Origin of the sequence: Pseudokordiimonas caeni, assembly GCF_026719705.1 — a bacterium.
Taxonomy (GTDB): domain Bacteria; phylum Pseudomonadota; class Alphaproteobacteria; order Sphingomonadales; family Kordiimonadaceae; genus Gimibacter; species Gimibacter caeni.
Genome location: NZ_JAPPRR010000003.1, coordinates 16,608 through 43,143, shown reverse-complemented (window position 1 = coordinate 43,143; position 26,536 = coordinate 16,608). Strand labels below are relative to the sequence as shown.

20 protein-coding genes are annotated in these 26,536 nt (G+C 62.1%); 6 read left to right on the top strand and 14 right to left on the bottom strand.

Annotated features, from left to right (window positions below):
- The first annotated feature begins 8 nt into the window (after positions 1-8).
- Entirely contained in the window at positions 9-851 is an 843-nt protein-coding gene (locus OU694_RS13475; protein ID WP_308911532.1) for an isopenicillin N synthase family dioxygenase, read from the top strand.
- On the opposite strand, the gene OU694_RS13470 is transcribed toward OU694_RS13475, so the two are convergent.
- Positions 848-1,330, bottom strand: a complete 483-nt coding sequence (locus OU694_RS13470) for a nuclear transport factor 2 family protein (RefSeq protein ID WP_308911531.1) — start codon at positions 1,328-1,330, stop codon at positions 848-850. The genes OU694_RS13475 and OU694_RS13470 overlap by 4 nt on opposite strands.
- A 239-nt stretch (positions 1,331-1,569) precedes the next feature.
- Between OU694_RS13470 and OU694_RS13465 the strand changes: the two genes are divergently transcribed.
- The 3 genes from OU694_RS13465 to OU694_RS13455 are packed head-to-tail and all read left to right on the top strand — an operon-like array spanning position 1,570 to position 5,736.
- The gene (locus tag OU694_RS13465; protein ID WP_308911530.1) at positions 1,570-3,663 is read left to right on the top strand and encodes a TonB-dependent siderophore receptor; all 2,094 of its coding nucleotides are present in this window, start codon (positions 1,570-1,572) and stop codon (positions 3,661-3,663) included.
- Positions 3,664-3,682: 19 nt separating this feature from the next.
- Positions 3,683-4,252 carry a hypothetical protein gene (locus tag OU694_RS13460; RefSeq protein WP_308911529.1) on the top strand — a complete coding sequence of 190 codons (570 nt, stop codon included), beginning with the start codon at positions 3,683-3,685 and terminating at the stop codon, positions 4,250-4,252.
- Entirely contained in the window at positions 4,249-5,736 is a 1,488-nt protein-coding gene (locus OU694_RS13455; RefSeq protein WP_308911528.1) for a PepSY-associated TM helix domain-containing protein, read from the top strand. The genes OU694_RS13460 and OU694_RS13455 overlap by 4 nt, the downstream gene beginning before the upstream one ends.
- Here the strand turns inward: OU694_RS13455 and OU694_RS13450 are convergent.
- On the bottom strand, positions 5,720-7,651 hold the full coding sequence (locus OU694_RS13450; protein WP_308911527.1) for an ATP-binding protein: 1,932 nt from the start codon (positions 7,649-7,651) through the stop codon (positions 5,720-5,722). The genes OU694_RS13455 and OU694_RS13450 overlap by 17 nt on opposite strands.
- Before the next feature lie 106 nt (positions 7,652-7,757).
- On the opposite strand from OU694_RS13450, the gene OU694_RS13445 reads away from it, so the two are divergent.
- A complete protein-coding gene (locus OU694_RS13445) occupies positions 7,758-8,543 on the top strand; it encodes a transporter substrate-binding domain-containing protein (RefSeq protein WP_308911526.1) in 786 nt (261 codons plus the stop codon).
- On the opposite strand, the gene OU694_RS13440 is transcribed toward OU694_RS13445, so the two are convergent.
- From OU694_RS13440 to OU694_RS13410, 7 genes are read right to left on the bottom strand one after another with little or no spacing between them, the layout of a single operon-like run.
- Complete coding sequence (locus OU694_RS13440; protein WP_308911525.1) at positions 8,544-9,722, bottom strand: acyl-CoA dehydrogenase family protein; 1,179 nt, start codon at positions 9,720-9,722, stop codon at positions 8,544-8,546. It lies immediately after the preceding gene.
- Positions 9,723-9,726: 4 nt separating this feature from the next.
- Positions 9,727-10,602, bottom strand: coding sequence for a beta-keto acid cleavage family enzyme (locus OU694_RS13435; protein ID WP_308911524.1), 876 nt, complete (start codon positions 10,600-10,602; stop codon positions 9,727-9,729).
- 1 nt (position 10,603) lies between these two features.
- On the bottom strand, positions 10,604-12,535 hold the full coding sequence (locus tag OU694_RS13430; protein ID WP_308911523.1) for an acetyl/propionyl/methylcrotonyl-CoA carboxylase subunit alpha: 1,932 nt from the start codon (positions 12,533-12,535) through the stop codon (positions 10,604-10,606).
- A complete protein-coding gene (locus OU694_RS13425; protein WP_308911522.1) occupies positions 12,532-13,305 on the bottom strand; it encodes an enoyl-CoA hydratase-related protein in 774 nt (257 codons plus the stop codon). Before OU694_RS13425 ends, OU694_RS13430 begins: the two co-directional genes overlap by 4 nt.
- Before the next feature lie 4 nt (positions 13,306-13,309).
- Positions 13,310-14,467 (bottom strand): acyl-CoA dehydrogenase family protein, encoded by a 1,158-nt coding sequence (locus tag OU694_RS13420; protein ID WP_308911521.1) that lies wholly within the window; start codon positions 14,465-14,467, stop codon positions 13,310-13,312.
- Between the two features lie 15 nt (positions 14,468-14,482).
- On the bottom strand, positions 14,483-16,087 hold the full coding sequence (locus tag OU694_RS13415) for an acyl-CoA carboxylase subunit beta (protein ID WP_308911520.1): 1,605 nt from the start codon (positions 16,085-16,087) through the stop codon (positions 14,483-14,485).
- 4 nt (positions 16,088-16,091) lie between these two features.
- Positions 16,092-16,958 (bottom strand): SDR family oxidoreductase, encoded by an 867-nt coding sequence (locus tag OU694_RS13410; protein WP_308911519.1) that lies wholly within the window; start codon positions 16,956-16,958, stop codon positions 16,092-16,094.
- An 81-nt stretch (positions 16,959-17,039) separates the two neighbouring features.
- Here OU694_RS13410 and OU694_RS13405 point away from each other — a divergent pair, with 81 nt between their 5' ends.
- Positions 17,040-17,651, top strand: a complete 612-nt coding sequence (locus OU694_RS13405) for a TetR/AcrR family transcriptional regulator (RefSeq protein WP_308911518.1) — start codon at positions 17,040-17,042, stop codon at positions 17,649-17,651.
- Here the strand turns inward: OU694_RS13405 and OU694_RS13400 are convergent.
- The 5 genes from OU694_RS13400 to OU694_RS13380 all read right to left on the bottom strand — a co-directional run bounded on the left by OU694_RS13400 (position 17,648) and on the right by OU694_RS13380 (position 26,444).
- Positions 17,648-17,995 (bottom strand): hypothetical protein, encoded by a 348-nt coding sequence (locus OU694_RS13400; protein ID WP_308911517.1) that lies wholly within the window; start codon positions 17,993-17,995, stop codon positions 17,648-17,650. The two genes, OU694_RS13405 and OU694_RS13400, sit on opposite strands and share 4 nt — an antisense overlap.
- A gap of 3 nt (positions 17,996-17,998) precedes the next feature.
- On the bottom strand, positions 17,999-18,721 hold the full coding sequence (locus tag OU694_RS13395) for a hypothetical protein (RefSeq protein ID WP_308911516.1): 723 nt from the start codon (positions 18,719-18,721) through the stop codon (positions 17,999-18,001).
- Between the two features lie 147 nt (positions 18,722-18,868).
- A complete protein-coding gene (locus OU694_RS13390) occupies positions 18,869-24,376 on the bottom strand; it encodes a DUF4347 domain-containing protein (RefSeq protein WP_308911515.1) in 5,508 nt (1,835 codons plus the stop codon).
- A gap of 68 nt (positions 24,377-24,444) precedes the next feature.
- A complete protein-coding gene (locus OU694_RS13385) occupies positions 24,445-25,356 on the bottom strand; it encodes a sulfotransferase family protein (RefSeq protein ID WP_308911514.1) in 912 nt (303 codons plus the stop codon).
- 191 nt (positions 25,357-25,547) lie between these two features.
- On the bottom strand, positions 25,548-26,444 hold the full coding sequence (locus tag OU694_RS13380) for a LysR family transcriptional regulator (protein WP_308911513.1): 897 nt from the start codon (positions 26,442-26,444) through the stop codon (positions 25,548-25,550).
- Positions 26,445-26,536: the final 92 nt, after the last annotated feature.

Below are 26,536 nucleotides of genomic sequence, written 5' to 3'. Positions count from 1 at the left end.
CCAGAAATATGCCGACCCTTTCCGCCGTCGATTTCACCGCCCCCGATGCCGCCCGCGAGTTTGCGACCTCGCTGCGCGAAACCGGCTTCGGCGTGCTGAAGAACCATCCGATCGACAAGGCGCTCGTCAGCCGGATTTACGAGACCTGGGAAAACTGGTTCAAGACCGGCGACAAAACGGGCTTCGACTTCAGCCGCGACACGCAGGACGGCTTCTTCCCGGCCAGCATCTCGGAAAAGGCGCAGGGCTATGATGTGAAAGACATCAAGGAATATTTCCATTTCTACCCGTGGGGCCGTATCCCGGAAGAGCTGCGCGCCGATGTGGAAGCCTATTATGCAGGCGCCACCAAGCTCGCCGCCACGCTGCTGTCGTGGGTGGAGGCCAACACGCCTGCCGATATCGCGAAGAATTACCGCGTGCCGCTATCGTCCATGATTGCCGACAGCCAGAAGACGCTCCTGCGCATCCTGCATTATCCGCCGATGACCGGATCAGAAGAGCCGGGTGCCGTGCGCGCCGCCGCCCACACCGATATCAATCTCCTGACCATCCTGCCCGCCGCCAACGAGCCCGGCCTGCAGGTGCAGGCGAAGGACGGCAGCTGGATCGATGTGCCGTGCGAGTTCGGCACACTGGTCGTCAATATCGGTGACATGCTGCAGGAAGCCTCCGGGCATTACTACCCGTCGACCAAGCACCGGGTGATCAACCCGACGGGCGAACGCAGCGAAAAGTCCCGCATCTCGATGCCCCTCTTCCTGCACCCGCGCCCCGATGTGGTGCTCTCCGACCGCTACACCGCCGACAGCTACCTGAAGGAACGCCTGCGCGAACTCGGCGTGCTTTAGGGCGTCGGCGCGTCCGCTGCCGGTCCGCGATAGTCGGTAGTGAAACTGGTGCGATAAAGCAGCCAGACCCCATCGGTCTTTTTCGAGACTGTCACAAACCGGCCGACAAAGGCGGTGCCATCGTTGAAATCCTCGCGCAGGCGGCTGCGGCTGATTGCGATGTCGCCGTGGATATCAAGCGAAATAGGAACGAGGTGCGTTGAAACCGCCTTGTTTCCGGCGTCATACCATCCCCTGACAGCGTTCAGATAGTCTTCCCGGGTCATCAGCACGTCCTGATTGATCCAGTTTGTATAGTCCGGATGGAAAAGCGCTGCATAGGGTTCGAATCCGTCGTTTGCGAGCACCAGCGCAATGCTTTCCTCGAGCTTCAACACGGCCTCGCGGTCGGCCGATGTTCCCTCATCCGCAAAGGCTGCCGCAGAAATCGATACGAAGCAGACGCCGACGACAATTCCTTTCAAACGTCTGGATATCACGGAACTTCCTTCCCCTCATAATTCCTGCCCCAGCATGGCTTACCCTGTTTGAACCGGAATGCCTTTGCGACAGGCGGAAGATCGCTTGCGACCGGGCGTGTCATTCAAATCATTTGTTGAGAATGATTATCAGAATCGTTGACAACTAGGTGATGCTCGCCTAGGAGAGGAGCCAATGCGTTGCTGCCGCCCATTCGGCTGACGGCGCTTCCCCGAATAAACGACAAGGCTCAGGAACCATGAAATTTTCGCTGAAAGCACTTTTGATGACCGGCACGGCGCTTGCCGCCGCCCTCCCCTCCGCTGCCGTGGCCGATGAGGCGGGTGGCGATATCGAGACCATCCTTGTGGTGGCGGCGCGCGAAAGCCGCACCTCGAAAGGGGCGACCAACCTGCCGCTCGACCTGATGGACACCCCGCAGTCGGTCACCGTGATCGGTCGCGATTTCATGGAACGCTTCGGCCTGAAAGACGCCAACAAGCTCCTGAACCTGACGACCGGCGTGAATGTCGAGGAAGTCGAGACCGACCGCACCTATTACAACGCCCGTGGCTTTGATATCAAAAGCATGCAGGTGGATGGCATCGGCCTGCCCTTCAACTGGAACGTGGTGGGTGCCCTCGATACCGTCATCTATGAGCGGGTTGAAGTGATCCGCGGCGCCAACGGCCTTCTCACCGGCACCGGCAACCCTTCGGGCACCATCAACTATGTGCGCAAGCGCCCGACCAACGAGTTCGAGGCATACGGCGAAGCCTCCTACGGCTCGTGGGATCGCAAACGGCTTGAGGTTGACGTATCGGGCCCACTCACGAAAAGCGGCTCGTGGGCCGGACGTTTTGTGGGCGCTGTCGAATCGGGTGACAGCTACCTCAACCTTTATGAAAACGACCGCACGGTCTTTTACGGGGTAATCGACGGCCAGCTTGGCGAGAATGCGACCGTCACCTTCGGCTTCACGCAGCAGGACAACAAGTCGGACGGCGTGCTGTGGGGTGCGCTGCCAATGCTGGACGCCAACGGCGAGCAGACCGATTTCGATGTCTCGACCTCGACCTCGATGAACTGGACCTTCTGGAACACCAAGTCGAAAACCGCCTTCGCCGAACTGACCTACCTGCTGCCCGCCGGCTGGGAAGCCAAGGCCGTGGTCACCTGGAACAAGTATGACGAGCCGTCGGAGCTCTTTTACACCTATTCCTCGCCCGCCTATGACAGCGAAACCGGGCTTGGTCTTTATGGCTATCCGGGCAAATATTTCGCGGGGTCCGAACGCTGGCTTCTGGACGCGACGCTGACCGGTGACCTCAATATCGGTGGTCGCGCGCACGAAATGGTCTTCGGGATCAACGCCGCGCATTCGGACAGCATCTACGATCAGGAAGACGCCCCCTTCACCGATCCGGCCTGGGGGGCGCTGCCGTCCTTCCCCGGCTGGAGTGGCAACGAGATTGCCCGTCCTGCCTTCGCGAATGAAACCCGCAAGGGTGAGTGGACCGACAAGTTCGCGCGCTTCTATGGCGCCGGCAACTTCCACCTTGGCGACAAGGTCAACCTGATCGCCGGCTTCAACGCCATCCATGTGGAAACCGACGGCGTGAGCTTCGACGAGCCGATGGACCGAGAGGAAGACAAGATCAGCCCCTATGTGGGCGTCACCTGGTCGGTCCTCGAAAACGTGAACCTTTACGCGAGCTACAGCGATATCTATGAGGCCCAGTCGGAAACCGACGCCTTCCTGAAGCCGCTCGGTGCTGCCGTCGGCAAAAGCTATGAGGCCGGCGTCAAGGCCGAATGGTTTGACAAACGGCTCTATACCTCGTTCGCCATCTTCAAGGCGGATCAGGACAATTTCGCTGAATGGGTCGGCTATAACGCCGATGGCATCGGCTATTACAAGGGCATCGACATCCGCTCCAAAGGTTTCGAGATCGAAGCCGCAGGCCGCATCACCGAAGACTGGACCATTCAGGCCGGCTACACCGACTTCAGCCTGAAAGACCCGGACGGCAACCCGACCCGCACCTTCATCCCGCGCAAGACCTTCAACCTCGGCACCAGCCTTGAAGTGCCGATGATCGAGGGCCTGAGCCTTGGCGGCACCCTGAAGTGGCAGGAGGCCATGTATCTGGAAGCTGCCGGTGGCACCATCCGCCAGAAAGCCTTCACGCTGATCTCGCTGACCGCCGCCTATGACGTGACCGATAATGTCGAGATCGGCTTCAATGTCGAAAACCTGACGGACGAGAAATATCTGACGAGCCTTTACTGGGACCAGGCCTTCTATGGTGCGCCCCGGAACGTGATGGCCCGCCTGAAAGTCCGTTACTGAATGTGGGAGCGGCAGTGATATGAGCCTGACAACCATCCTCCCCATCGCTGCCGCCCTTGGCCTTTCTGCCGGTGGGCTCGTGCTCGCCCACCGTGCCTGGGCCGCCCGTCGCCGTGCGGCGGCGGGTGTTGCCGGCGCCATTGCCCTTTGGGCTGCATCGACCGCCATCTGGGCCGAAACCTTCGGCGCCGAGATCGGTATTGCGCTGGCGCTTGAAACCGGCGCGCTTGTCGCCTTCGCCGGCATCCTCATGCGCGCCGAGCGCCGCCCGGACCGCGACCGCAAGGAACGCATCCTGCCCCCGCCTCCACCCGAACCCGGCCAGCGCTGGCGGGGCTTTGCCCGTTTCATGATCAGCGGGCCGCTTGCCTTCGCGGCTGCCATGGCCGTTTCGGTGCTGATGGCGACCTCGGCCCCCACCGACCCGCAGACACGGCTGGTGATCGCCGGCCTCAGCGTCCCGACGCTCTGGGCCGTCCTCATGCTTTACAGCATGGCCGAGAAGCGTATGCTTCGCAGTAGCATGTACATGAGTATCATTATCGCCAGCGTCACCGCCTATTCCCTGCTGCCGAAGGACCCGACATGAAGATGCAGAATCCGATCACGCCCGTTCTTTCAAAGGCCATGCTCGACGCGCATTCCGCGCTCGGGGTCTTTTTTGGCGCCATTCTCTACATCATCTGCTTCTCGGGCACGCTCGCCGTGATGGTGGCCGAATTCAGCCTATGGGAAGACCCATCGGGGCCGTTCCAGTCGAGCTACAGCCCGGCCCAGCATGAACGCCTGATGGAAAACGCCTATGTGGCCGCCAAGGAGGCAGGTTTCGATCATGCCATCTATGTGGTGGGGCCGAGTGCGGAAGAACCGCGCATCACGGTGACCGGCTATACCGACCTTGGTGACTATAAACAGTGGCAGGCTGATGCCGAGGGCAACCTGTTGCCCATGGCGAACACCGGCTGGACCCAATTCATGAGCTTCCATCATTACCAGCTGAGCCTCCCGCGTCCCTTCGGCCTTTATGTCGTGGGACTCGCCGGCGCCATCATGATCGCCAGCCTGTTTTCGGGCCTCATTGCCCACCGCCGCATCATCAAGGATGCCTTCCGCCTGCGCATCGGCGGATCGGACCGGCTGACGAATGCCGACATCCACAACCGCGTGGGCGTTTGGGCGCTGCCCTTCCACCTGATCGTGGCGCTGACCGGTTCGCTCCTCGGCCTTGCCAGCCTTTTCATCGGCATTGTCGGCTATGCGGCCTATGACGGGGATGAGGACAAGGTTTATGAAATCCTCTTCGGCTCGCACCCCGAAGATGTGGAGACCGTGGCGCCGCTCCCCGATGTTCGCGCGGTGCTCGCCTCGATCGAGAGCACCAAACCCGGCACCGAGATTGTGTGGATCGGCTATGACCATGTCGGCACCGCCGGCCAGATGGTGCATGTTGCAACGGCTGAGCCGGGCCACCTGTCGCGCGCCGAGATGTGGACCTTTGCACCAGACGGCACCTTCCACCACAAGGCGGGTTACACGGATGGCAGTATCGGCATGCGCATCTATGGCATGCTCGCGCCCCTGCATTTCGGCACCTATGGCGGCCTGCCCCTGAAGCTGATCTATGTGTTCCTCGGTAGCGGGCTGACGCTCATTGTGGCGACCGGGGTCAATATCTGGCTGGCGCGCAAGCGGACGCAGGGCTATCGCAAGCCCCGGCTGGAGCGCGCTTGGGCAATCCTTGTGTGGGGCCAGATCCCGGCTTTCGCCCTTGCTGCCCTGACCGAGCTTCTGGATGTCGCACCCGCGCTGCCGGTTTACTGGGCCGTGACCATCCTGCCGCTGGCGCTCGCCTATACGAAGCTTGAGGTGCCGACACTCGCCACCGGCGCGCGGCTCATCGGCGGCATCCTCCTCGTCACTCTTGCGGTGCTGCACGGGTTGATCTGGCGCGACTATCCGCTCGTTGATGCTATGGTCATCGATATCGCGCTTGCCGCCCTCGGCGCCCTCCTTCTGTGGCGCAGCGTGCCCCGCACGAAGGCAGCAGAGCTGAGCCTCAAGGCCGCCGAGTAAGCACCCGGTCTATTTCATATCGGAGCTGGTCCGGTTCCACCGGCTTCGATATGAAACCGTCGATCCCTGCCTTGAAGAAGGCCTCGCGTTCTTCCGGCAGCACGCCTGCCGTCAGCGCGATGATCGGCAGCCGGGCCTTGGCATCGGCGCGGGCGCGGATCAGGCGTGTGGCCTCGATCCCGCTGATATGCGGCATCTGGTTGTCCATCAGGATCAGGTCGAAATCGGCCTCGCCCTCGCGGTCGAGCGCTGCCAGGGCCTCGCGCCCGTCTTTCGCCACCACCACCGTATGGCCGATGCGCTCCAGCATGCGGCCGATCAGCATCTGGTTCAGCTTCATGTCCTCGGCCAGAAGGATATTGAGCCCCGTCGGGCTTTCGATCGGTTGTCCGGCGCTGCCCGCCACCTGCTCGCTCGCGCGTCGCACCGGGATACTGAAAAGGAAAGTGCTGCCTTCGCCCACGCTGCTGATCACGCTGATCTCGCCGCCCATCAGGGTGACAAGCTGCTTGCAGATGGCAAGCCCCAGCCCGGTGCCCGACGCGCGCTTGCCTTCCTCCTGCGAGACCTGACTGAAACGCTGGAACAGCTTGAGCTGGTCGACCTCGGAAATACCGGGACCATTATCTTCCACCCGCACGCTCAGGACCGGCCTGTCACCGCCCACCAGCCGGGCAACCAGCTTGATCTTGCCCATTTCGGTGAATTTGATGGCATTGCCCACCAGATTATTGATCACCTGCCGGATGCGCGCGGCATCGGCCTCGATCCATGTCTGGCAGTCCGGCGAGATATCAAGTGTCAGTTCGTTTCGCTTCTCGGCCGCCACATGGCGCATCAGCATGTAGATTTCCTGAAACAGCCGACCGAGATGGAACGGCGCCGGATGCAGGTCCATCCTGGCGGCCTCCAGCTTCGAAAAGTCGAGGATATCATTGATGATATCAAGGAGCGACCGGGCAGAACTGAGCGCCGCGTCGATCAGTTCACCTCGTTCGGCCGGGTCCTTCGAACTTTGCAACAGGCTGAGGCCCCCGATCACGCCATTCATCGGCGTGCGGATTTCGTGGCTCATGTTCGACAGGAAGGCCGATTTGGCGGTATTGGCGCGCTGCGCCTCAGAAACCGCCTCGCGAAGGCTCTGTCGGCTGGCTTCGAGCTTTTCGGATGCCTCCCGGACAAGAGTTGCAAGCTGGCCGAATTCGTCGGTGCCGCGGACATTGAGGTCAAGCGGGCCGGACTTGCCTTCCCCGAGACTGCGCGCAGCTTTCAGAAGCTGGCTGACGCGTCGTTCCACTTTCCAGGACAATAGCCCGGCAACGCCAACGGCGATCAGAAGCAGCGTCACTGCGAGTATGGTTATGGGGCGTTCGGCGACCGACTGGAAATTGCGGCGGATTTCATCGGCGCTCAGCACATAAACGATGCAGAGCTGGGTCATCTGCCCGCTTTCGACAAAGCCAAGCCCTGCATAACCGGTCAGCCTTCCGCTTTTTTCATCCCGATTGCTGACCTGCTGCCCGGTCAAGAGCGCCCGCTTCACCAGCGCCGGGTCCACCAGAAAGGGCAGTTCGCTCGCCGGGCGCCCCTCATAGGAAGAATTGCTGGCAAGGCGCACCCTCATATCCTGATCGACAAGGGCGAGCCCCAAAACCCCGGGCTTGTTGGCGAGGATGAAGATATCCTGGTTGAGCGCGAGGGTATTGCCCTGTGCGAGCAGCGAATTGTAACGCCCCTGCATGTCTTCAAGCCGCGAATAGAATTCCGCTTCCGTCAGCTCGAAGGCTTTGTCCTCTGCCTCGGGCAGCGCGATACCGATATAGACGCCAAACGCAACCAGCGCGGCCACCAGAAAGCCGAGCGGTACGAAATAGCGAATCGGCAGGTCATTGATCAAGGACCTGAAAATGCGCACATAGCCCCCTTTTCCCGAGATGGACCAGTGTTCCAATCATGTCGAACCATCAGTCAATTGCCAATGATTATTGTCAATGGGGCAGACCGGGACTACCGTGGATGGCATGAAGAGATGGCTCTGTAACACATTGATCCTGTTCGGGCTGGCCTTCTGGCCGGCGCTGGCTGAGGCTCGGGATATCAAGGTTGCCGCGCCGATCCTTTCCGGCCATTTCGATTCGGACGGAAAAGGCCGCAGTCGTGCAGCCCTTGATGCGATTTTCAACGAATGCGGGATGACGCCCGATTATGTGCTGCACCGCTGGGGTCAGCACTGGCTCGCGTATGAAGATGACGAAAGCTTCGATGCTGTTGCGATTGTCTGGGATAGCGCAGATCTCACCGGGCATCGCACCGAAGCCTTCATTCATCAGGCAAACGGCGTGGCTTTCCGGGCCGACCGGCAGCTCAGGATCAGGACGACAGAAGACCTCGCGGGCCTCCGCGTCCTCGGCTTCGGCGGGGCGACCCGGATGTTCCCCTCGCTCGCCCGTGTGATGCCAACGATGAAAAGCTATTGGGAAGCGCCTTCAGGCTTCGCCACCACGCAGGCGCTCGTCAACGGGGATGTCGATGTCTTCCTCACCGACGGGCTCATCTTCGCGATCGATTATATGGACCGCACCCGCAACACTGGCGCCCGCTATGGCGATACCCATTGGCCGGCCATGAGCTTCGTTCGGCTTTTCCCGACGATAGGCGACCGCATGATGTTTCGCGATCAGGCGAAGGCAACCCGCTTCAACGGCTGTATCATCGCCGCCCGCGAGAAAGGCACCATCGCACTTGCGACCGCGCCCTATGTGAGGCCCTACAAGGATATCGTCGGCGACCAGATCCCCGCCGACTGATTACTTCAGGAGCTCGCCCGCAATGATCGTCTGGCGCACCTGATTGGTGCCTGCGCCGATCTCCAGTATCTTGCCGCTCCTATACAGCCGGTTCACTTCCGTCTCGCGCATGAAGCCCATGCCGCCATGCACCTGCACGGCACCATCCAGAATGCGCATCACGGCCCGGCCGGTGTATAGCGCGTTCATGGCGGTGCGCAGATGCACCTGCCCCCGGCCGCCGCCACCGGTTTCAAGGTCGTTGATTTCCTTCATCACCTGATAGCTGATGGCCCTGAAGGTCTCGAGGTCAGTATACATGTCGGCGATAATGCCCTGAATGAGCTGGAAGCCGGCGATGGGCTTGCCGAACTGGCGGCGCTCCTTCGCGTAATCGATGGTGAGGTCCAGCGCGCGGGCGGCGATCCCGACGGACGACGAACACAGGAACGAGCGCTCGATATTCAGGCCGCTCATCACCACTGCCACGCCGCGATTTTCGCCGCCCACCAGATTGGCCGCCGGCACCACGCAGTCCTCGAACACCAATTCGCCGGTCGGACTGCCGCGCCAGCCCATCTTGTCGAGCTTCTGGGCAACCGAAAAGCCGGGCGTGTCCTTCTCGACGATGAAGGCCGAAATGCCGTGCGGCCCGGCGGACGGATCGGTTTTGGCGTAAACCAGCAGAATATCGGCCACCGGGCCATTGGTGATGAACATCTTGCGGCCGTTCAGCACATAGGTGTCACCCACCTTTTTCGCCGTTGTCGCCATGGAGCCGAGCGCGTCCGACCCCGCGCCGGGTTCGGTGAGGCCGAGGGCGCCGATGGCACCTTCCACGAAGCGCGGCAGATATTTTGCCTTCTGCTCTTCGCTCGCGTTCCTGACGATGTTGTTGATGCAAAGATTCTCGCTCGCCCCCCAACTGGCCGAGAAACAATGGTTCCAGTAACTCATGGCTTCTGCGATCAGCGCCGACGACACGAAATCGAGCCCCGCGCCCCCGAACTTTTCAGGGATGGTGAGGCCAAGGAGCCCCACATTCTTCAGCGCCTTGTAGGCGTCTTCGGGGAACCAGTCATCGTCATCCATGCGGGCCAATAGGGGATGCAGCTCCGATTGCGCATAGCGAAACGTGGTGTCGTAAAGCTGCTGGTGATCGTCGGTGAAGCCAAAGGCCCTGAGGTCAGTGCGGATCATGATGTCAGCTCCATGCCATGGCCGTAAGCGCGGCGCGGGTTTCTTCGGGGCTCGTGATACTGCGCCCCGCCTTCCGCGCAACACCCGCCAGTGCAGCGATCATCTGACCGTTCGAAGTCGCCTTGGTGCCATCCGGCAAATAGAAGCAATCCTCGAGCCCCGTGCGCAGGTTACCGCCAAGTTCGGCCACGCGCTGGTGCACCGGCCACACATCCTGCCGGCCGATGAGCGTGGCCTGCCACGGATAGTCGCCGCCCTTGTATTTCACAAGTAGCGGCAACAGGTCGGCGTCGCACGGCATGCCGGAAGCCACCCCCATGACGAAATTATAGTCGGCGTGGCCCACCATCCCGTTTTCGCGGTACAGCCCCACCGACCGGACGATACCCACGTCGAAACATTCGAACTCGGGCACAATATCGTTCGCCTTCATGATGGTGAGCATTTCGGCAACCTTGTCGACCGGGTTCAGAAACACCATCGGCGGCCAGGCCCAGCTGCCATCCCGCCGCGTTTTCAGATAATTCAGCGAACCGGCATTCAGGGCCGCCATCTCGGGCTTGCAATGTGCCAGATACTTCAGCACATCGCCCTGCTCGCGGCCGACCACACCGGTCGTCATATTGATCACCACGCCCGGGCAGGCTGCGCGGATCGCCTCGTTGATCTCGTGCGCCAAAGCCCCGTCCCAGCTCGGGAGATGCCCTTTGCCCGGCGCTTGCTGCCGGTAATGGCAATGCATGATGGTGGCGCCTTCATCGAAAGCGCGTTTCGCTTCTGCCGCCATCTGGGCGGGGGTGACCGGCACATGATGCTCCGTCGGGTCGGTCAGTACGCCGGTAAGCGCGCAGGTGAGGATCACCTTGTCGGCAGCGAGCATGTCAGTCTCCTTCGGATTGGGTGCAGGCGGGTTCGATGCGGGCGAGGAGGGCGCGGCCCTTCACCTGGGTGCCGGGCGCGGCGGTCAGTTCGGCAATCGTGCCGTCCATATCGGCCTTCACACTGTGTTCCATCTTCATGGCTTCGATGGTGCAAACGAGGTCACCCGCCTTCACCCGGTCGCCGGCCTTCACGGCCACCGCCACCACCTGCCCGTCCATCGGGGCGGTGAGACGACCATTGCCCGCTTTCGATGTTTTCTCTGGCGGCGCGAGCGTCACGTCGCGGGCGATGATGTGACCTGCCGGCGTGTCGATCCAGATCGTGTCGCCCGAAATTGCTGCACATGAAAGGCCGGTGAGATCGAAATCATGCTGCGCCTCGGCGCCCGTCACGGTGATGCACCAGCCACCATCGCGGCGCGCCGAAGTGAGGGTGAAGGGATAGCGTTTGCCGCCCAGTTCAATCGCGCGCCGCTCAGGCACATGATGCAGCGTCCGCCAGCCGGCAAGCGACCGCATGGGCGCCCCTTCAAGCGCAGCATAAAGCCGGAGGGCTGCAGCAAGTGCAGCTTCTGCCTCGCCATAACTTTCTGGCTGGTATGGATTTTCATCCAGCGTGCCGGTGTGGTGTGTGGCGCTCGTGAAAGCTTCGCTTGCCAGAATGTCCAGAAGGTAAGCCTTGTTGGTGGTGACCCCGGCGACGGTCGATGCGCGCACCAAAGCTGCAAGGTTCCGGATTGCCTCGGCACGAGTACGCCCGTGCGCGATAACCTTGGCAAGCATCGGATCATAGAAGGAACTGACGCCGTCGCCGTCCTCGAACCCGCTATCGACCCGGCCCGAAAATGCTGCAAGCTCGAACCGTTCAAGCTTGCCCGTCTGCGGCAGGAAACCGGCAGCGGGGTCTTCCGCATAAAGGCGCGCTTCGATGGCGTGACCGGCGAAGGTGATATCCTCCTGCAAAAGCCCGAGCAGCTCGCCTGCCGCCACGCGAAGCTGCAGTGCCACCAGATCAAGCCCTGTGATCATCTCCGTCACCGGATGCTCCACCTGCAGGCGGGTGTTCATCTCGAGGAAGAAGATATCGCCCGATGGCCCGACCAGAAATTCGACCGTGCCGGCACCGCGGTAGCCCACCGCCTTCGCCAGCTCGACCGCCGCCGTATGGAGCTGCGCGCGTGTTCCGGCGTTGATCGTACTGCAGGGGGCTTCCTCGATCACCTTCTGGTGGCGGCGCTGGGCCGAGCAGTCGCGTTCACCCAGATGGATGACATGGCCATGGGCATCGCCGAATACCTGCACTTCCACATGGCGGGCGGGGGCGATGACGCGCTCAAGGAGCACATCGACCGACCCGAAGGCGGCCCCCGCTTCCCGCCGGGCCGATGCCAGCGCGGCGTCAAAATCAGCAAGGCTCATAACTTTACGGAGCCCCCTGCCGCCACCGCCTGCCGTTGCCTTGATCATCAGCGGAATGCCGATCCGTTCGGCCTCGGCCTTCAGGCGCGCGTCCGAACGATCGTCGCCGTCATATCCCGGCACACAGGGCACACCGGCAGCGGCCGCAATCAGCCGCGCCTCCCGCTTGTCACCCATCTTTTCAATCACATCCGCCGTCGGCCCCACGAAGATGAGGCCGGCGTCTTCCACCGCCTCGGCGAAGGTCGCGTTTTCCGACAGGAAGCCATAACCCGGATGGATGGCATCGGCGCCGGTGTCTGCAGCGGCCTTCATGACCGCTTCGATATTCAGGTAGGATTGCGCCGCCGGTGCCGCACCGATGCAGACCGCGCGGTCTGCCAGGCGGGCATGCAGGGCGCCCCGGTCAGCTTCCGAATAGACAGCAACCGTTTCGATCCCCATGGCCTTGGCCGTGCGAATGATACGGACCGCAATCTCGCCCCGGTTGGCGATGAGAAGGCGGCGGATCATGCGTCCTCCTCAGCCCAGCTTGGCTTGCGCTTCTCGGCAAAGGCCCTCATGCCCTCCGCCCCTTCCGCGCTCATCGCTGCCTCGGTGAACAGGAGCGCCGCGCGGTCCAGCATCGCCGCATCCACCTGCACCGCCATTTGGGCGAGAAGGGCTTTCGTGACGAAGGTGGCACCCGGCGCTGCCCCCAGCAGCAGTGCCAGCACCTTGGCAAGCCGCGCTTCGACGGCCTCTGCGCCTGTTTCCACATGATGGACAAGTCCCAGCCGTTCGGCCTCGGCGCCGTCGATCATCTCGCCCGTCAGCGCCAGCCGCCGGGCTTGGGTATGGCCGATACGGGCCACCACGAAGGGTGCGATCTGGGCCGGGATCAGGCCGCGGGTAACCTCCGGCATGCCAAACTTGCAGCCTGCTTCGGCAATCGCCACATCGGCGGCACACAGAAGGCCGAAGCCTCCGCCGAGGGCCGCCCCTTCGGCCACCACGACGAGCGGTTTGGGGAACCGTTCGGCGGCCTCCACCATTTGCCCGAAGCGGCGATTGGCCGTGATGACGCCACCCTTGCCCCCCGCACCCATGCCCTTCAGGTCAGCCCCTGCCGAAAGGAACCCACCCCGCCCACGGATCACCACGACCCGCACCGCGGCATCATCGGCGGCAGCCTTCAGGCCGTCCATCAGGCCGTCAACCATCTCGGCGGTCAGCGCATTGCGCGCCTCGGGCCGGGCGAGCCAGAGGGTGAGGACGCCGCGTTCAAGGCTCTCTTCGATCATGGCGTCAAAGCCCCTTCGATTTATCCATGCCCATGATTTTAGACAGGATACGCAGCATGGTTTCGTCCGACCCGCCGCCGATCGAAGACAGGCGGCTGTCGCGGTAGCTGCGCGCAATCGGGTTATCCCACATGAAGCCCATGCCACCCCAATACTGGAGGCAGGCGTCCGATACCTCGCGGGCGAGCCGCCCGGCCTTCAGCTTTGCCATCGAGGCAAGCCGGGTGACATCGACGCCGTTGATATATTCTTCCGTGGCCCGGTAGATGAGCGAACGGAGGGCTTCCACCTCGGTTGCAAGCTCGGCGAGGCGGTACTGGACGACCTGATTATCCAGCACCGTGCTGCCGAACATCTCGCGCTCGCGGGCGTAATCGATGGTCAGCTGGATCGAGCGTTCCATGCCCTTGGGCCCCAGCATCGCGGCACAAAGCCGCTCTTCCTGGAACTGCATCATCTGCATGCGGAAGCCGTCGCCTTCCCTACCGATCAGGTAGCGCGCCGGCACGCGCACCTCGTCAAGGAATATCTGGGCAGTATCGGACGAGCGCATGCCAAGCTTGTTGAGGCGCGGTGAGAAGCTGACGCCTTTGGTTTTGGTTGGCACCACAATCAGTGACTTGTTCTTGTGCGCGGGTGCGTCGCCCGTGTTGGCCAAGAGGCACAGGAAATCGGCCTGTGTCGAATTGGTGATCCACATCTTGGTGCCGCTGATCACATAATCGTCGCCGTCCCTGACCGCCTTGGTGCGGATCGCGGCCACATCCGACCCAGCATGGGGTTCGGAAACCGCAATCGAGGCGACCATATCGCCCGCGATGGCGGGGGCGAGGAATTCGGCGCGCAGGTCATCCGACCCGAAGCGGGCGAGGGCGGGCGTCGCCATATTCGTCTGCACACTGATGCCCATCGGCACCCCGCCGCAGCGGATCCCGCCGAGTTCCTCGGCGAGCACCATCTCGTAGCTATAATCGAGCCCGAGGCCGCCATATTCTTCGGGCTTCGAGATACCGAGAAGGCCAAGGTTACCCATCTTCTTGAACAGCTCGTGCGCGGGGAAGATGCCGGCTTCTTCCCATTCATCCACATGGGGGTTCACTTCCTCTTCCACGAAGCGGGCGACGGTGCGGCGAAGCTCGTTATGCTGGTCGGTGAAAAGCACGGGGTCTCTCCTTTGTCAGAAACGGCCAACGCCGAAGGTGTTGGGGCGGGTGACGCGCGCATCCGCATCGCGGCAGATATCAAGGATGAAAGCGAGCACACGGCGGGTATCGCGCGGGTCGATGATGCCGTCATCCCAAAGCCGGGCGCTGCCATAAAGGGCGGTGGAGCGGGCGTCCATCTGCTCGGCCGTGGCCTTTTCCATCGCTTCAACCATTTCGATCTGGGGCTCGATCCCCTCGCGCGCAGCCTTTTCAAGCGCGACGATCTTGAGGACCATCCCGGCCTGCGCCCCGCCCATCACGGCGGTCCGCACATTGGGCCACGAGAAGACGAAGCGCGGGTCCACACCACGCCCACACATGGCATAATTGCCGGCCCCATAACTGCCGCCGATATGGATGGAGATGCGCGGCACGCGGGCATTCGTCACCGCCTGAATGAGCTTCGAGCCATGCTTGATCACGCCATCCGCTTCCGCCTGCCTGCCCACCATGAAGCCCGTGGTGTTATGCAGGAACAAGAGCGGAATTCCGGCCTGATCGGCCAGTTGCACGAACTGCGCAGCCTTGGTGGCACCCTTGGGCGTGATCGGGCCGTTGTTGCCGATGATGCCGATGGTCTGCCCTTCGATGGCGGCGTGCCCACACACGGTTTGCCCGTCATAATCAGGCTTGAAATCGAGGAAGTCGGAACCATCCACGAGCCGCGCGATCACCTCGCGCACGTCATAGGGCGTTTTCGCCTCCGCCGGCACCACACCGACGAGTTCGTCCGCTGCATACAGGGGTTCATCGAAGCCCTCGGGCACCGGGCCATTTTTCCACTGCAGCTTTGCCATTATTTCGCGAGCGTAACGAATGCCATCAGCGTCGTTTTCGGCCAGGTAATCGGCACTGCCGGTAACTTCGGCATGCAGCTCGGCGCCGCCCAGTTCCTCGTCTGTTGCAATCTCGCCCGTCGCAGCCTTGAGGAGCGGGGGACCGGCGAGGAAGACCTTCGAACCGCCCCGCACCATGATGACATAATCGGATAACCCCGGCTGGTACGCCCCGCCCGCCGTGGAGCTGCCATGCACCACCGTGATCTGCGGGATTCCGGCAGCAGACAGCCTCGCCTGATTGGCAAAGGACCGCGCACCTTCCACAAACATATCGGACACATGATTGAGGTTGGCGCCGCCCCCTTCCATGAGGCCGACAACCGGCAGCTTGTTTTCAAGCGCGATATTCTGGAGCCGCAAGCTTTTCCAGAGGCCCGAAGGGGCGACCGTGCCGCCCTTCACGGCGGAGTTTGAAACGATCACAAGGCAGCGCTTGCCCGACACATAGCCAATCCCGGCGATGGAGCCGCCCGCGCCCGAGCCGTCCTTGTCGTCATACATCAGGTATCCCGCAAGCGAGGCGAGCTCCAAGAACGGTGAGCCCGGATCAAGGAGAAGTGCCAGGCGCTCCTTAGGGAGCAGCTTGCCGCGCTTCTCGAAAAGCGGCCGCGCCTTTTCCTGCGCGGCTGCCTTCTTCGCTTCGATCCCGGCGATCATATCCAGTTCCGCCTGCATGGCGGCGGCGTTTGCCTTGAAGCTTTCGGAAGCCGGATCGATGGCGGAGACGATGGCGGGCACGATTTCAGCCTTTCAGTGCTTTGGGCGGCGTGTAGCGGTGGAAGCCCTGATAGCTCTCGCTATTCTTCGCGGGCTGCGGCGGGAACATGGGGCTGAAGAGGCTGCCACCCCCATCGACGCGAAGGCTGGCGCCAGAGATGAAATTCGCCCCTTCGGAGAGCAGAAAGACAATCGCGCTCGAAATCTCGGCCTCTGTCGCGATCCGACCTAGCGGCACGAAATTCTTGAGCTGCGGCAGCACCGCCTTCACGCCGGGGTCGGTGTAGGTGTCGAAACCCGACGAGGCCACCCAGCCGGGCGCCACGCTGTTTACCCGGATGCCGAAACGGCCCCACTCCACCGCTGCCGTTTTGGTGAGGTTATCGCACGCCGCGCGCGCGGCGCCCGAATGGCCCATCGTCGGCATGCCGGACCAGAAATCGGCGGTGATATTGACGATGGCACCGCCCGTGTCCTTCATCGATTGGGTGACAAGTTCGCGCGAGACATTGAAGGCACCGACGACATTGGTGCGCAGCACGGTCTCGAACCCGTTTGTCGATATTTTCTCCAAGGGCGCCGGAAACTGCCCGCCAGCATTGTTGACGAGCCCGGTAACAGCCCCATCCTTCAGGATGGCATCGATCCCGTCGCGCACCGCGCCCTCGTCGCGGATATCGAAGGCGCGATGGCTTGCTTTGCCACCATCAGCCGCGATTTCAGCGACCACCTTTTCAAGCTTTTCAACCTTACGGCCGGTGACGATCACGTCAGCGCCGAGGGCGGCCAGTTCATGCGCCGTGCAGCGCCCGATGCCACTGCCGCCGCCGGTGACAATCACGCGGCGCCCGGCAAACAAGTCCGAGCGATAGATAGACCGATAGTCGCTCATGGTTCCCCTCCCGAAAGCATTTCCATAAAAACAAGCAAGCGCTTGGTTGTCAACTACTGCACAACCGGCTAGTCTGGCGGCATGAGTGAAGCCCTTGCCACGACCGACCTGCCCTCCCTTCCGCTTGGCCCCATCAGCCCGGCGAAAGCCCGGATTCTAGCGGTTGCTGTCGATCTTTTTTATGAACGGGGCTATGAGCGCACGACGGTGAGGGATATTGCCGAGCGCGCCGGAATCCTTTCCGGCAGCCTGTTCCATCACTTCAAATCGAAGCAGGAAATCCTTTTTACAGCGATGGCGGCAACGACTCAGGCGATGGGGGAAGCGGCGGTTGCGGCCACGGAAGGTGTGGATGACCCGCGTGGGGCGCTACGCGCGCTGATGATCGCGGAGCTCAGCGCCATCCACCGGGAGGATGGCCACGCGGCCTATGTGCTCGTTGATGAATGGCGGAGCCTCGACACGGAACACCGCGCGGCGATCCTGAAGCTCAGGGATGGCGCCTACGAGCGCGCATGGCGCGATACACTGGATGCGCTCGGGGTCAAAGGGCGCCTCCGCAACAACCCCCGTATCGCCCGGCAACTGATCCGCGGTGCGCTCGCCTGGAGCCGCCACTGGATGCGAGAGGATGGCCCCCTGGACCTCGCCTCGCTTGCCGATGAAGTGTTGAAAACCTTCGTCAGCGACTAGCGCTTTATCTTCCAGCCCAGAAAATGCTGGATATCGCTTGCGGCGTCATCCGCGTGCCCGCGCACATAGGCGTCTTCGTCCTTCAGGGCCGCCTGCACCAGCGGCACCACGACCGCCCTGTTCAGCTCCCCCGTTACCCGCGCCAGATGGCCAAACCCCATGATCGCATTGCCCCGCACATTCGGATGCTCATGATGCGCCAACCGCACGCAGACAGCCTCAACATCCACACCTTCAGGCGGATCGAGCGACAGCCAGACCGGCAGCATACAGCGATCCTCATGTGAATCGCCCGCGATGATGGCCTCGATGGCTTCGTCATCCAGCTCGTTCTCAAATACCATCGATCATTCTTTCTCTTCGGCCTTCCCAGCGCACGCCTCTTGCACGCCTGCCGCCAGCTTTTCCCTGAAATCGTCCGCAAAGATCACTTCTTTTGCGAAGAAGCGCAGGCTGTCGCGATAGCGGCTCGCGACCTCTCCCTGCATGAAAGAGAGCTTTTGGGCGTCGTCCGAAGTGACGCCGTCACCTTTCACTTCCAGAAGCTTGTTCTCGTAAGTGTCGAAAGCCTTCAGGAAGGCCGCCATCTTGGCGGCGGCCCCGTCTTCGGCCTGCATCAGCAGCCGGGTGAGTGCCACCCTCAGGATCTCAGTGTGATGATCCGAAAGCGGCTGCCAGATTGCGCCGTCCTTCAGTTGTTTGATCATCGGCGGGATATCGAGCGGTCGCTCCATGCGCGGAAACAGCCGCCCCATGCGCAGGATCAGGCCTTTCACGCGGTCATGATCGAACGCGAGGCGCTCCACCTGCTTGTCCTGCGGCAAGGCCACAAGCCGGTCATAGCGGCTGCCGCCGGTGACGGCGAGCAGGTGCTTGTCGAGATCGTAATAGCTGTCCTTGAAATAGGTGAAGACGGCCGCGTCCTCGACACTGCTGCAGATATTGCGCTCGGTATCCTCGAAATGGTCAAACACATCGGCGGCAGCAGAGGTGGCCACCAAAAGGGCTGTTGCCACGAGCCCCGCCAGCCTTGCCTTCAAACCGGTCATCACACCCGCCGTCAATGCCATTGCGACCCGCCTTTCTGTTTGTTCGAACCCTGGCCCCGCATATGGGCAGGGCGAAACTATGAATTTTCATAAGGGCCGGAACCAACCAGCCCGGAAACGAAAACGGCCCGCCCCAGAGGGAACGGACCGTTCAAACCGTCCCGTTCGTCAGAACAGGATTGTCATGTCATTCAAATCGGCAAGATCGAGCCCCGCAAGGAAGACACTGTTTTCCCCGCCAAGATCGATCAGCACACCGGTTTGCTCATCCTGCGTGACCTCGGAAGCCGCACCCTGCACATCGGCAAGCGAGGTGAAGCCTGTCTGGGCAAAGGCAAGGTTCAACACATCTTCCGTCACATCGAAGTCGGTGATGGTGTCGTTGCCTGCCAGAGCACCGAAAACGAAGGTATCGGCACCGTCGCCCCCCGAGAGCATGTCGTCGCCCTCGCTGGCCCATAGCATGTCATCGCCGTCGCCCCCCGAAACCGTATCGTCGCCTGCGCCGTTGAAGAGGATGTCATCGCCGGCACCGCCCTCGAGGCTGTCACTGCCGCCGCGTCCCCACATCAAGTCACTGCCATTCCCGCCCGACACTGTATCGTTGCCGGTGCCACCACCGAGCGTATCGTTGCCGTCATCCCCTTCAACCATGTCGTCGCCGTCATCCTCGAAGCCGGCATAGACAAGATCATCACCCGAACCGCCAACGACGCTGTCGCTACCCTGCCCACCGATCAGGAAATCATCATCCCCGCCGCCTGAAACCGTATCGGCACCAAGGCCGCCAAAGATGGTATCCCGGCCATCGCCGGTCGAGACGATATCATCCCCGCCTCCCGGCAGGATGAAATCGTCGAAGCCCGATCCGGTCAGTGTATCGGCTCCCTCCGTACCGTTGACTTCATTCACATCCGCAACCTGGATCGTGAAGCCGCGGTCGCGTGTCAGGCCGGTTGCATCGGTGGCCGTGATCGTTATCTGGACGGTCGCTTCGCTTTCATGGTCTAGCGCAACGCCAGCCTTGAGTTTCAGCGAACCATTCACAATCTCGAACCTCTCGTCCGAAACACTGAAAGTGATCGGCGTGCCCTCGGGGTCGACCGAGGTGACCGTGCCGATCGTGGCACCGGCCGCGTTTTCCGATACCGTCAGGGCACTTAATTGCGGCGACGTCGGCCGTTGATTGGCCAGGCCCAGCGTAACCGTCATCGTGGCCGGTGCCGCCGTGAAGGTCGTGCCGTCGTTCACACTGTAGGTGAAGCTATAGCTGCCTGCCGCATCCCCCGTGTAGGTGAGTTGCGCGATATCCGCCGCGGCAATCACCTGGTTCAGCGTCACATCCACGCCGTTCAGCTTCAACGTGCCCGTTGCCGGCAGCGTATCGATGCGGACGCTGGCCAGCGTGTCGCCGCTGTCCACGTCAGCAAAGGCGAAGTTGGAAGCGGCGAACGTGAGGGCATTCCCGGCCGTGCCCGAAGCCGTGCCGCCTGCCGAGGTCGGCGCGTCGTTCACGCCGGTGATATCGATATTGACGGTGCCAAGCGTGACGTTACCGCCGCCGCCCGAGCCCGTGCTGCCGCCGTCGTTCGCCGTGATCGTCAGCGTCGCGGCGTCATCGCCTGCCGCATTCGCCGCCCCCGTATATTGCACGTTCGACGCGGTGTTGAGCCACGTATCGATATCGCCAATCGTACCTGCAAGCGAAAGCGTGCCGGTGCCGGTGCCTGTCACCGTGACCCCGCCGCCCGTCGAGGCCGTCATGGTGCCGGCATCGACCGAAAGCGTGACGGTTACCGACGCGGCCCCGCTATCGTCACTGAGAGCGATTGCCGAGATATCGAGGTTCGAGGCCGTGTCCTCGGTCACCGTCACATCCGCCGGTACGCCCGTGGCCGCCGGATTGTCATTCACCGGGTCCACATTGATCGTGACGTCCGCCGAGCCCGATGCCGCGTTCGAGCCTGCATCGGTAATGGTGACGCGGATCTCGCGGTCGCCGTCCGTCGGGGTGTCGCCGCCCGTATTGTCATACTGCAATGCCTGCACCAGCGTCTGCACACGGGCCGGCGTTGCATCGGCATTGAAGGTGATGATGAGGTCTTCGCCCGCCCCCCCGGTGGCGCCCGCCTCAATCGTGCCGATGGCGGTGCCGCCGACCGAAACGGTCGAGCCTGCCGTCATGCCGGCCGACAACGTGACCGTACCGGTGGTATCAAGCGTGATCCGGTCTTCATTCTGCTGGCCGGACTGGTAGCCGACCGTCAGGTTACCGCCATCAAAATCGGCCGAATCCGCATCCGTGACCGCCGCCGCTGTGCCAGCATCAAGGGCAACCGCGCTGCCGCCTTCCGTGAAGGTGGCGCTGTCGCCATTGAGGTTGCTGATGACCGGCGGGTTCGGCGTCACCGTGATCGTGAAGGAACCGGCCACGTCCTCGTCGCCGCCATTGGCGGTGCCGTCGCCGTCGTTCAGCGTCAGGGTGAAGTCCCGCGCGCCAAGGCCGCTCGGGCCCGAATAATTCAGGTTCTGGACCAGCGTCTGGATATTCGCCGACGTGGCATTCGCCGTATCGAAGGCGATTTCGAGCATATTGCCGCCTTGCCCGTCGTTCGTGGCATGCACCGTGCCGACGGCGACGCCGCCGACCATGATCGTTTCGCCCGCCGAAATGACGGCGTCCCCGCCCGAGGTGACATTGGTGCCATCAACCGACCAGCTGCCATTCGCGGTGCCAAGCGTTTGGGCGATGGTCAGCGAGCCGCCGTTATAGTCGGCGGAATCGGGGTTCGAGACAGTCGCGTCATCCAGATCAGCCACATTGCCTGCCCCCGTGCCAGCCACCACCTGGCTCGCGCTGTCGCCAAACACATTGCCCACAGCCGGGGCATCGTTCACAGGGGTCAGCGAAACGGTGGAAGCAATCGAGAGCGAGGCCGTATCGTCCCCGCCGCCCGCGGTGCCGCCGCTGTCGGTAATACTGGTGATGGTAACCACCCGGCTTGACCCGGTTGTCGGATTGTCGCTGGTGTTCTGGTAGCCAAGGCCGTCAACAAGAGTGCTAGTGGCAGCCTCACTCATGGTGCCGCCGGACAGGGTCACGGTAGCCGTACCGCCGGTGACCGACACACTGTATGACAGGCTGTTGGTTGCGGTCGTGCCGCTGTTGCCATTCGTGAGCGCTATGGATGTGCCGTCTGCGGCGAGTATTTCAGAAGCCCCGTCCGACAGGTTCGTCACAGTCAGGGTCAGCCCACTGACCGTCTGTCCGCTTTCCACGGTCGACGCCGTCACCGTGTTGAACAGATCGGATGCAACCGCCCCTTCCACATAGGTGGGGTCACCCCCTGTTGCTGTCAGGGTCGGTTCGTCATTCACACCGGTGATCGAAACAGTCGTCGAGCCCGTCACCGTGCCCGGATTGTCGCCCGTGCCTTGCGCGTTGGCGCTGTTGCCGTCGCTGAAGGTCCAGTCGAGCTGCGCGCTGGCTGGCGGAGCGTCGGACGTATTCTGGTAGGCAATAGCCTGCAGCACCGCATCCACAAGCGTCCCCGTGGCATTGGTGCCCGAGGACGTGAAATTGATGGTCAGCGTGCCGCCCGCATTCGTGAAGGTCGCAAACGTCAGGCCGCCCGCCTGCAGGTTGCCGCCCGAGACCGCAAAGCTGCCACTTGCTGCGAAGCCGAATGTGTCGGTCGCGTCGGCGCCGCCGTTGCGGGCGACAGTGAGCGAAGCGCCGGCAAAATTGTCGGCGGCATCAAGCTCCAGGTCTGCGATGGTCACATTGCTATCGAGCGTGACGGCACTGCCGCCCTCGGTGAAGGAAGGCGAGCCATCAAGCCCGGCGAAAGTCGGGGCGTCGTTCACTGCCGTGCTGTCGACATTCACGGTACCAACCGCGATGTCGCCGCCGCCATTGCCATCATTGATGGTGACCGCGATGGTCGTAACATCATTGCCGACTGCATTGGCCGCACTCGTATACATCACGTTCGTCGGCGTATCGAAATAGCTCTCGATATTGGCAACCGTGCCGGTGAGGGTGAAGGTCCCGGTGCCATTGCCGCTAGCTGTCACCGAATATCCCGCCGGATTGGCAAGCCCGAAGGTGCCGGCGCCCGCCGAAACCTTCACCGTGACCGTATCCCCGTCCACATCGGTGAAACTGATACCGCTGAAATCCACCGCCGAGCCCGTGTCTTCAGTCACAGTGATATCCGAGGGCGCGCCAGCGCCGGACGGATCGTCATTCACTGCCGTGATATCAATGTTCACATTGGCAGCCGTTCCATCCACCGTGCCGTCATTCGGGGTGATGGTCAGCGTGGTGGCATTGTCTCCGTTCGCGTTCGAGGCGCCCGTATACTGGATGTTCGATGCGGTATCGAGATAGGTGTTGATGTTTGCGGCAGTGCCCGACAGCGTCATCGTCCCGGTGCCGGAGCCACCAACCGTGACCCCGCCGCCCGAGGACGCTGCCATGGTGCCGGCACCCGCCGCCAGCGTGACGGTCAGGCTGTCACCATCCGCATCCGCGAAAGTGACCGCGGAAAGATCGAGGTTGCCGGGCGTATCTTCGATGACCGTTATGTCGGAAGGCGCACCCGCCACCGTCGGCGCATTGTTCACGACTGCCGGGGTAGCCGCAAAGCTGACAAGATTCACCTGACTGGGCGCTGAGCCACCCGTCACGTCGAAATAGACCTTGAACGAGACAATATTATCCCAATCCGGATCGGTGAAATCTGCCCCGTCCGTGAACGTGACAGTGTCACCGAGATAGCTGGTCGGCACGTCCTTGACTGCTGTTTCCACGGTCGAGGTATCTGCTTTTGTACCGACAATCTTGATATTGTCGAAATATACGCCGTCGGCATATTCGGCGATCACAAGGTTTGTCAGGGAGAAATTCCCGTAACCACCGCCCCCGGTAACCGTGAAATAGCTCCCGGTGACATTGAGATTCGAATGGTCGATGTAGGCACCACCAACGTCCGGGTTGACACCTCGCACACTGCCGCCCGACCATCCGGCGACCGTAAAACCAGACGAGGTGAGATTGTTGCCACCGTCGGCAAAGGTGCTCAGGGTGAAAGTCGCCAGCACATCCGAGAAATCGGCAAGTGCTTCCGCCGTGAAGGGCGCATCGGCCTCGATATCGCCGGTGCGGATTTCAAGATCCCAGTCGCCACCTTTCGAAGCAGCACCGGTGAGATCGTCGGACGCCGCCACATCGGCACCCGTCGCGGCCGCCATCGCATCAATAAACGCCTGTCCCGCACCACCGGTACCGACGTTGCAGCCATAAAGAAGCAGATCGCCATCGTCAGCAAGGGCTGCGCCGATGGTGGCCAGCGCGTCGCTATAGTCTGCAAGAGTGTCGGCCGTCACCGTATCGGTGCCGAAGGCGAGTGCTCCCTCGCCGCCGTGCGAGACGATCTGGATGGATGAGAGCCCGGCGCGCCCGCCGACGGCATCGGCGAGCGCCGCAAGCCCACCTGCACCACCATCGAAAAACAGTACTTCGACGTCCGGCGACAGGCCCGTGAGAAGCGCCTCATAACCGGCGACCGACGTATCGACCGCGACCAGCGCGCCACCACCCGAAACGAGCACGGGTTCCAGCGCTTCCTGTGCCTCGCCTGTGGTGAATTTCAGATCGATATCGTCCGGCATGATGCCCCTCCAACATGTCCGGGCCGTGTTTGCGCTGCCCGGGTTACTCAACAATCTGATGCCGCGGCCTATTCTGCCGCGTCTTCAAGTGTTCCCGCACCGCGGGCCGCACTCGCACCGGCCCCCGACTGCGCCACAATCACACTGGCGCTGCTGCCGGCGGTGTCTTTCCAGAAATCCATCCCCTCGAACTTCCGGAACAGGTCTGGCGGCAGGATCGTCTTGCGCGCCTTGAATTCCACCTTCGGCCGCACTGTGTGCAGCCCCTTCATGCCGAGCGCTTCATCAAAGCGTGGGGCGTCGTATGTCACCTTGTCGAAATCATGGTCCTTGTACCAGTCCTCGCCCAGAAACTGGTACACGAGCTTCAACGTCTTCTCAGGCGCCCGGCTCAGGATTTCGTAGTCCACGATCAGCAGGCGCTTCGAATGCTCGCCGTAAAAGGCTTCTTTCAGCGAGGTCCAGGCAAGGCCGACAAGCCGGTTGTGGCGGGCGAGCGCCTCGGTGCGGCTGTATACGGTTGTCCGCTCGCCGTCGTTTCCGAACATGCGGGTATTCTCGTAAGGGTCCTTGCGGAACATGCGCTCCAAGCTATCCATCACCCACGGCACATCGCGCACGCAGGCGATCACCTTCGCATCCGGGAACATGTCCGCCAGAAGCGGCATCCGCGCTGTCCACTGGCGGTTGGTGTCAAAGAAAATCTCGCGGTCGGTCGTGGTGCGGCAAAAGGCTGCCACCACGGCCTTCAGGATCGCCGGACGCTGGCTTTCCTCAAGCAGAAGCGAAACCTCGGTGCCCGACCCCATGATATTCAGGTTCGCCGACACAAGCGGCGCAAGCGCACTCGACATCGAGGCATGAAAGCGCGGGTTCTGGCGAAGAAGCGCCGAAAGAAGCGTCGATCCCGACCGTGGCAGGCCAGAGATGAAATGCAATTTTTGCGATGCGAGCTTTGCCCGCTGGGCGACAAGCGACACCGGCGACCCCTTCCAGTTCCTCAGTTGCCCAGCCTACACGCACCGGCCCCTGACCGAAACCCCGAATTGCAAACGAGCAAGAGGCGTGAAAAAAACAAAAGCTGCCGGCGCATCTCGGGAACATGGATAATCTGAAAGGGATTATTCCACGAAACGTTCCCGATCCCTGCGGCTGAGCCGCCCGGCCGCGCTCAATTAAGGAACCGGTTGGCGCGCAGCGTGGCAGCCGCCAGATCGATGAACGCACGCACCTTCGCGGGGGCGCGGCGCCCCTCGGGATGGACGATATGGATCGGCAGCGGTGCTTCTTCATAATCCGTGAGCACGGTTTGAAGGCTTCCATCCATCAGGTACGGCGCCACCTGATATGACAGGGGGCGGGACAAGCCCCAATCCTGCAGGGTCGCCTGGATAACCGCCTCGTAGGTGCTAAAGGTCAGCCGCGGAACAACATTGATCGAGGATTTCCGGTTGGTGCCGAACCGCCATTCCAGCGATGAAAACGAACTGGTGCTTGTCACCACGCTATGCTGTGCCAGATCCTGCGGAACGGTTGGCACACCCCGCGCTGCAAAATAGCCCGGCGAGCCGCAGACCACACGCCGGACCGAGCCGACGCGAATGGCGCTGAGGCTCGAGTCCGGCAGGTGACCGATGCGGATGCCGACATCAATCCCCTCGTCAACCATGTTGACGATGCGGTCGACAAACAGCGCCCGCACGGAAACCTCGGGATTTTGGGCCAGATAGTCTGTCAGGATTGGCACCATGAATTTCTGGCCGAAGAGAACCGATGCCGTGACAGTCAGCGTGCCGGTCGGGCGAGCATACATGCCGGCAGCAAACGCTTCGGCCTCCGACACGTCGGCAAGGATGCGGCGGCAATCGTCGACATAGCGCTCCCCGGCCTCCGTGAGCTTCACAGACCGCGTCGTCCGCGCGAAGAGCAAGGTGCCGATCTGGTCTTCCAGGAATTTAACCGCACGGGTAACCGAGGGCGGGCTCATGTTCAGCTGTCGGGCGGCCTCGGCAAAGTTGCCGGTCTCGGCGACTTTGACAAACACCTGCATGGCTTCAAATCGCGACATGGGCGCCCCCTGCTCCGGCCTCGAGGCGAGCCATCATCGGCTAACACCTCGGGAAATCTGACGGTAACAAGTTTATTCCAGAATCTGAAACA

Bases quoted from the DNA above. Each gene is read 5' to 3' on its own strand.
- OU694_RS13475 (WP_308911532.1), top strand. From the start codon at position 9: ATGCCGACCCTTTCCGCCGTCGATTTCACCGCCCCCGATGCCGCCCGC.
- OU694_RS13465 (WP_308911530.1), top strand. From the start codon at position 1,570: ATGAAATTTTCGCTGAAAGCACTTTTGATGACCGGCACGGCGCTTGCC.
- OU694_RS13460 (WP_308911529.1), top strand. From the start codon at position 3,683: ATGAGCCTGACAACCATCCTCCCCATCGCTGCCGCCCTTGGCCTTTCT.
- OU694_RS13455 (WP_308911528.1), top strand. From the start codon at position 4,249: ATGAAGATGCAGAATCCGATCACGCCCGTTCTTTCAAAGGCCATGCTC.
- OU694_RS13445 (WP_308911526.1), top strand. From the start codon at position 7,758: ATGAAGAGATGGCTCTGTAACACATTGATCCTGTTCGGGCTGGCCTTC.
- OU694_RS13440 (WP_308911525.1), bottom strand. From the start codon at position 9,722: ATGATCCGCACTGACCTCAGGGCCTTTGGCTTCACCGACGATCACCAG.
- OU694_RS13435 (WP_308911524.1), bottom strand. From the start codon at position 10,602: ATGCTCGCTGCCGACAAGGTGATCCTCACCTGCGCGCTTACCGGCGTA.
- OU694_RS13430 (WP_308911523.1), bottom strand. From the start codon at position 12,535: ATGATCCGCCGCCTTCTCATCGCCAACCGGGGCGAGATTGCGGTCCGT.
- OU694_RS13425 (WP_308911522.1), bottom strand. From the start codon at position 13,305: ATGATCGAAGAGAGCCTTGAACGCGGCGTCCTCACCCTCTGGCTCGCC.
- OU694_RS13410 (WP_308911519.1), bottom strand. From the start codon at position 16,958: ATGAGCGACTATCGGTCTATCTATCGCTCGGACTTGTTTGCCGGGCGC.
- OU694_RS13405 (WP_308911518.1), top strand. From the start codon at position 17,040: ATGAGTGAAGCCCTTGCCACGACCGACCTGCCCTCCCTTCCGCTTGGC.
- OU694_RS13400 (WP_308911517.1), bottom strand. From the start codon at position 17,995: ATGGTATTTGAGAACGAGCTGGATGACGAAGCCATCGAGGCCATCATC.
- OU694_RS13395 (WP_308911516.1), bottom strand. From the start codon at position 18,721: ATGGCATTGACGGCGGGTGTGATGACCGGTTTGAAGGCAAGGCTGGCG.
- OU694_RS13390 (WP_308911515.1), bottom strand. From the start codon at position 24,376: ATGCCGGACGATATCGATCTGAAATTCACCACAGGCGAGGCACAGGAA.
- OU694_RS13380 (WP_308911513.1), bottom strand. From the start codon at position 26,444: ATGTCGCGATTTGAAGCCATGCAGGTGTTTGTCAAAGTCGCCGAGACC.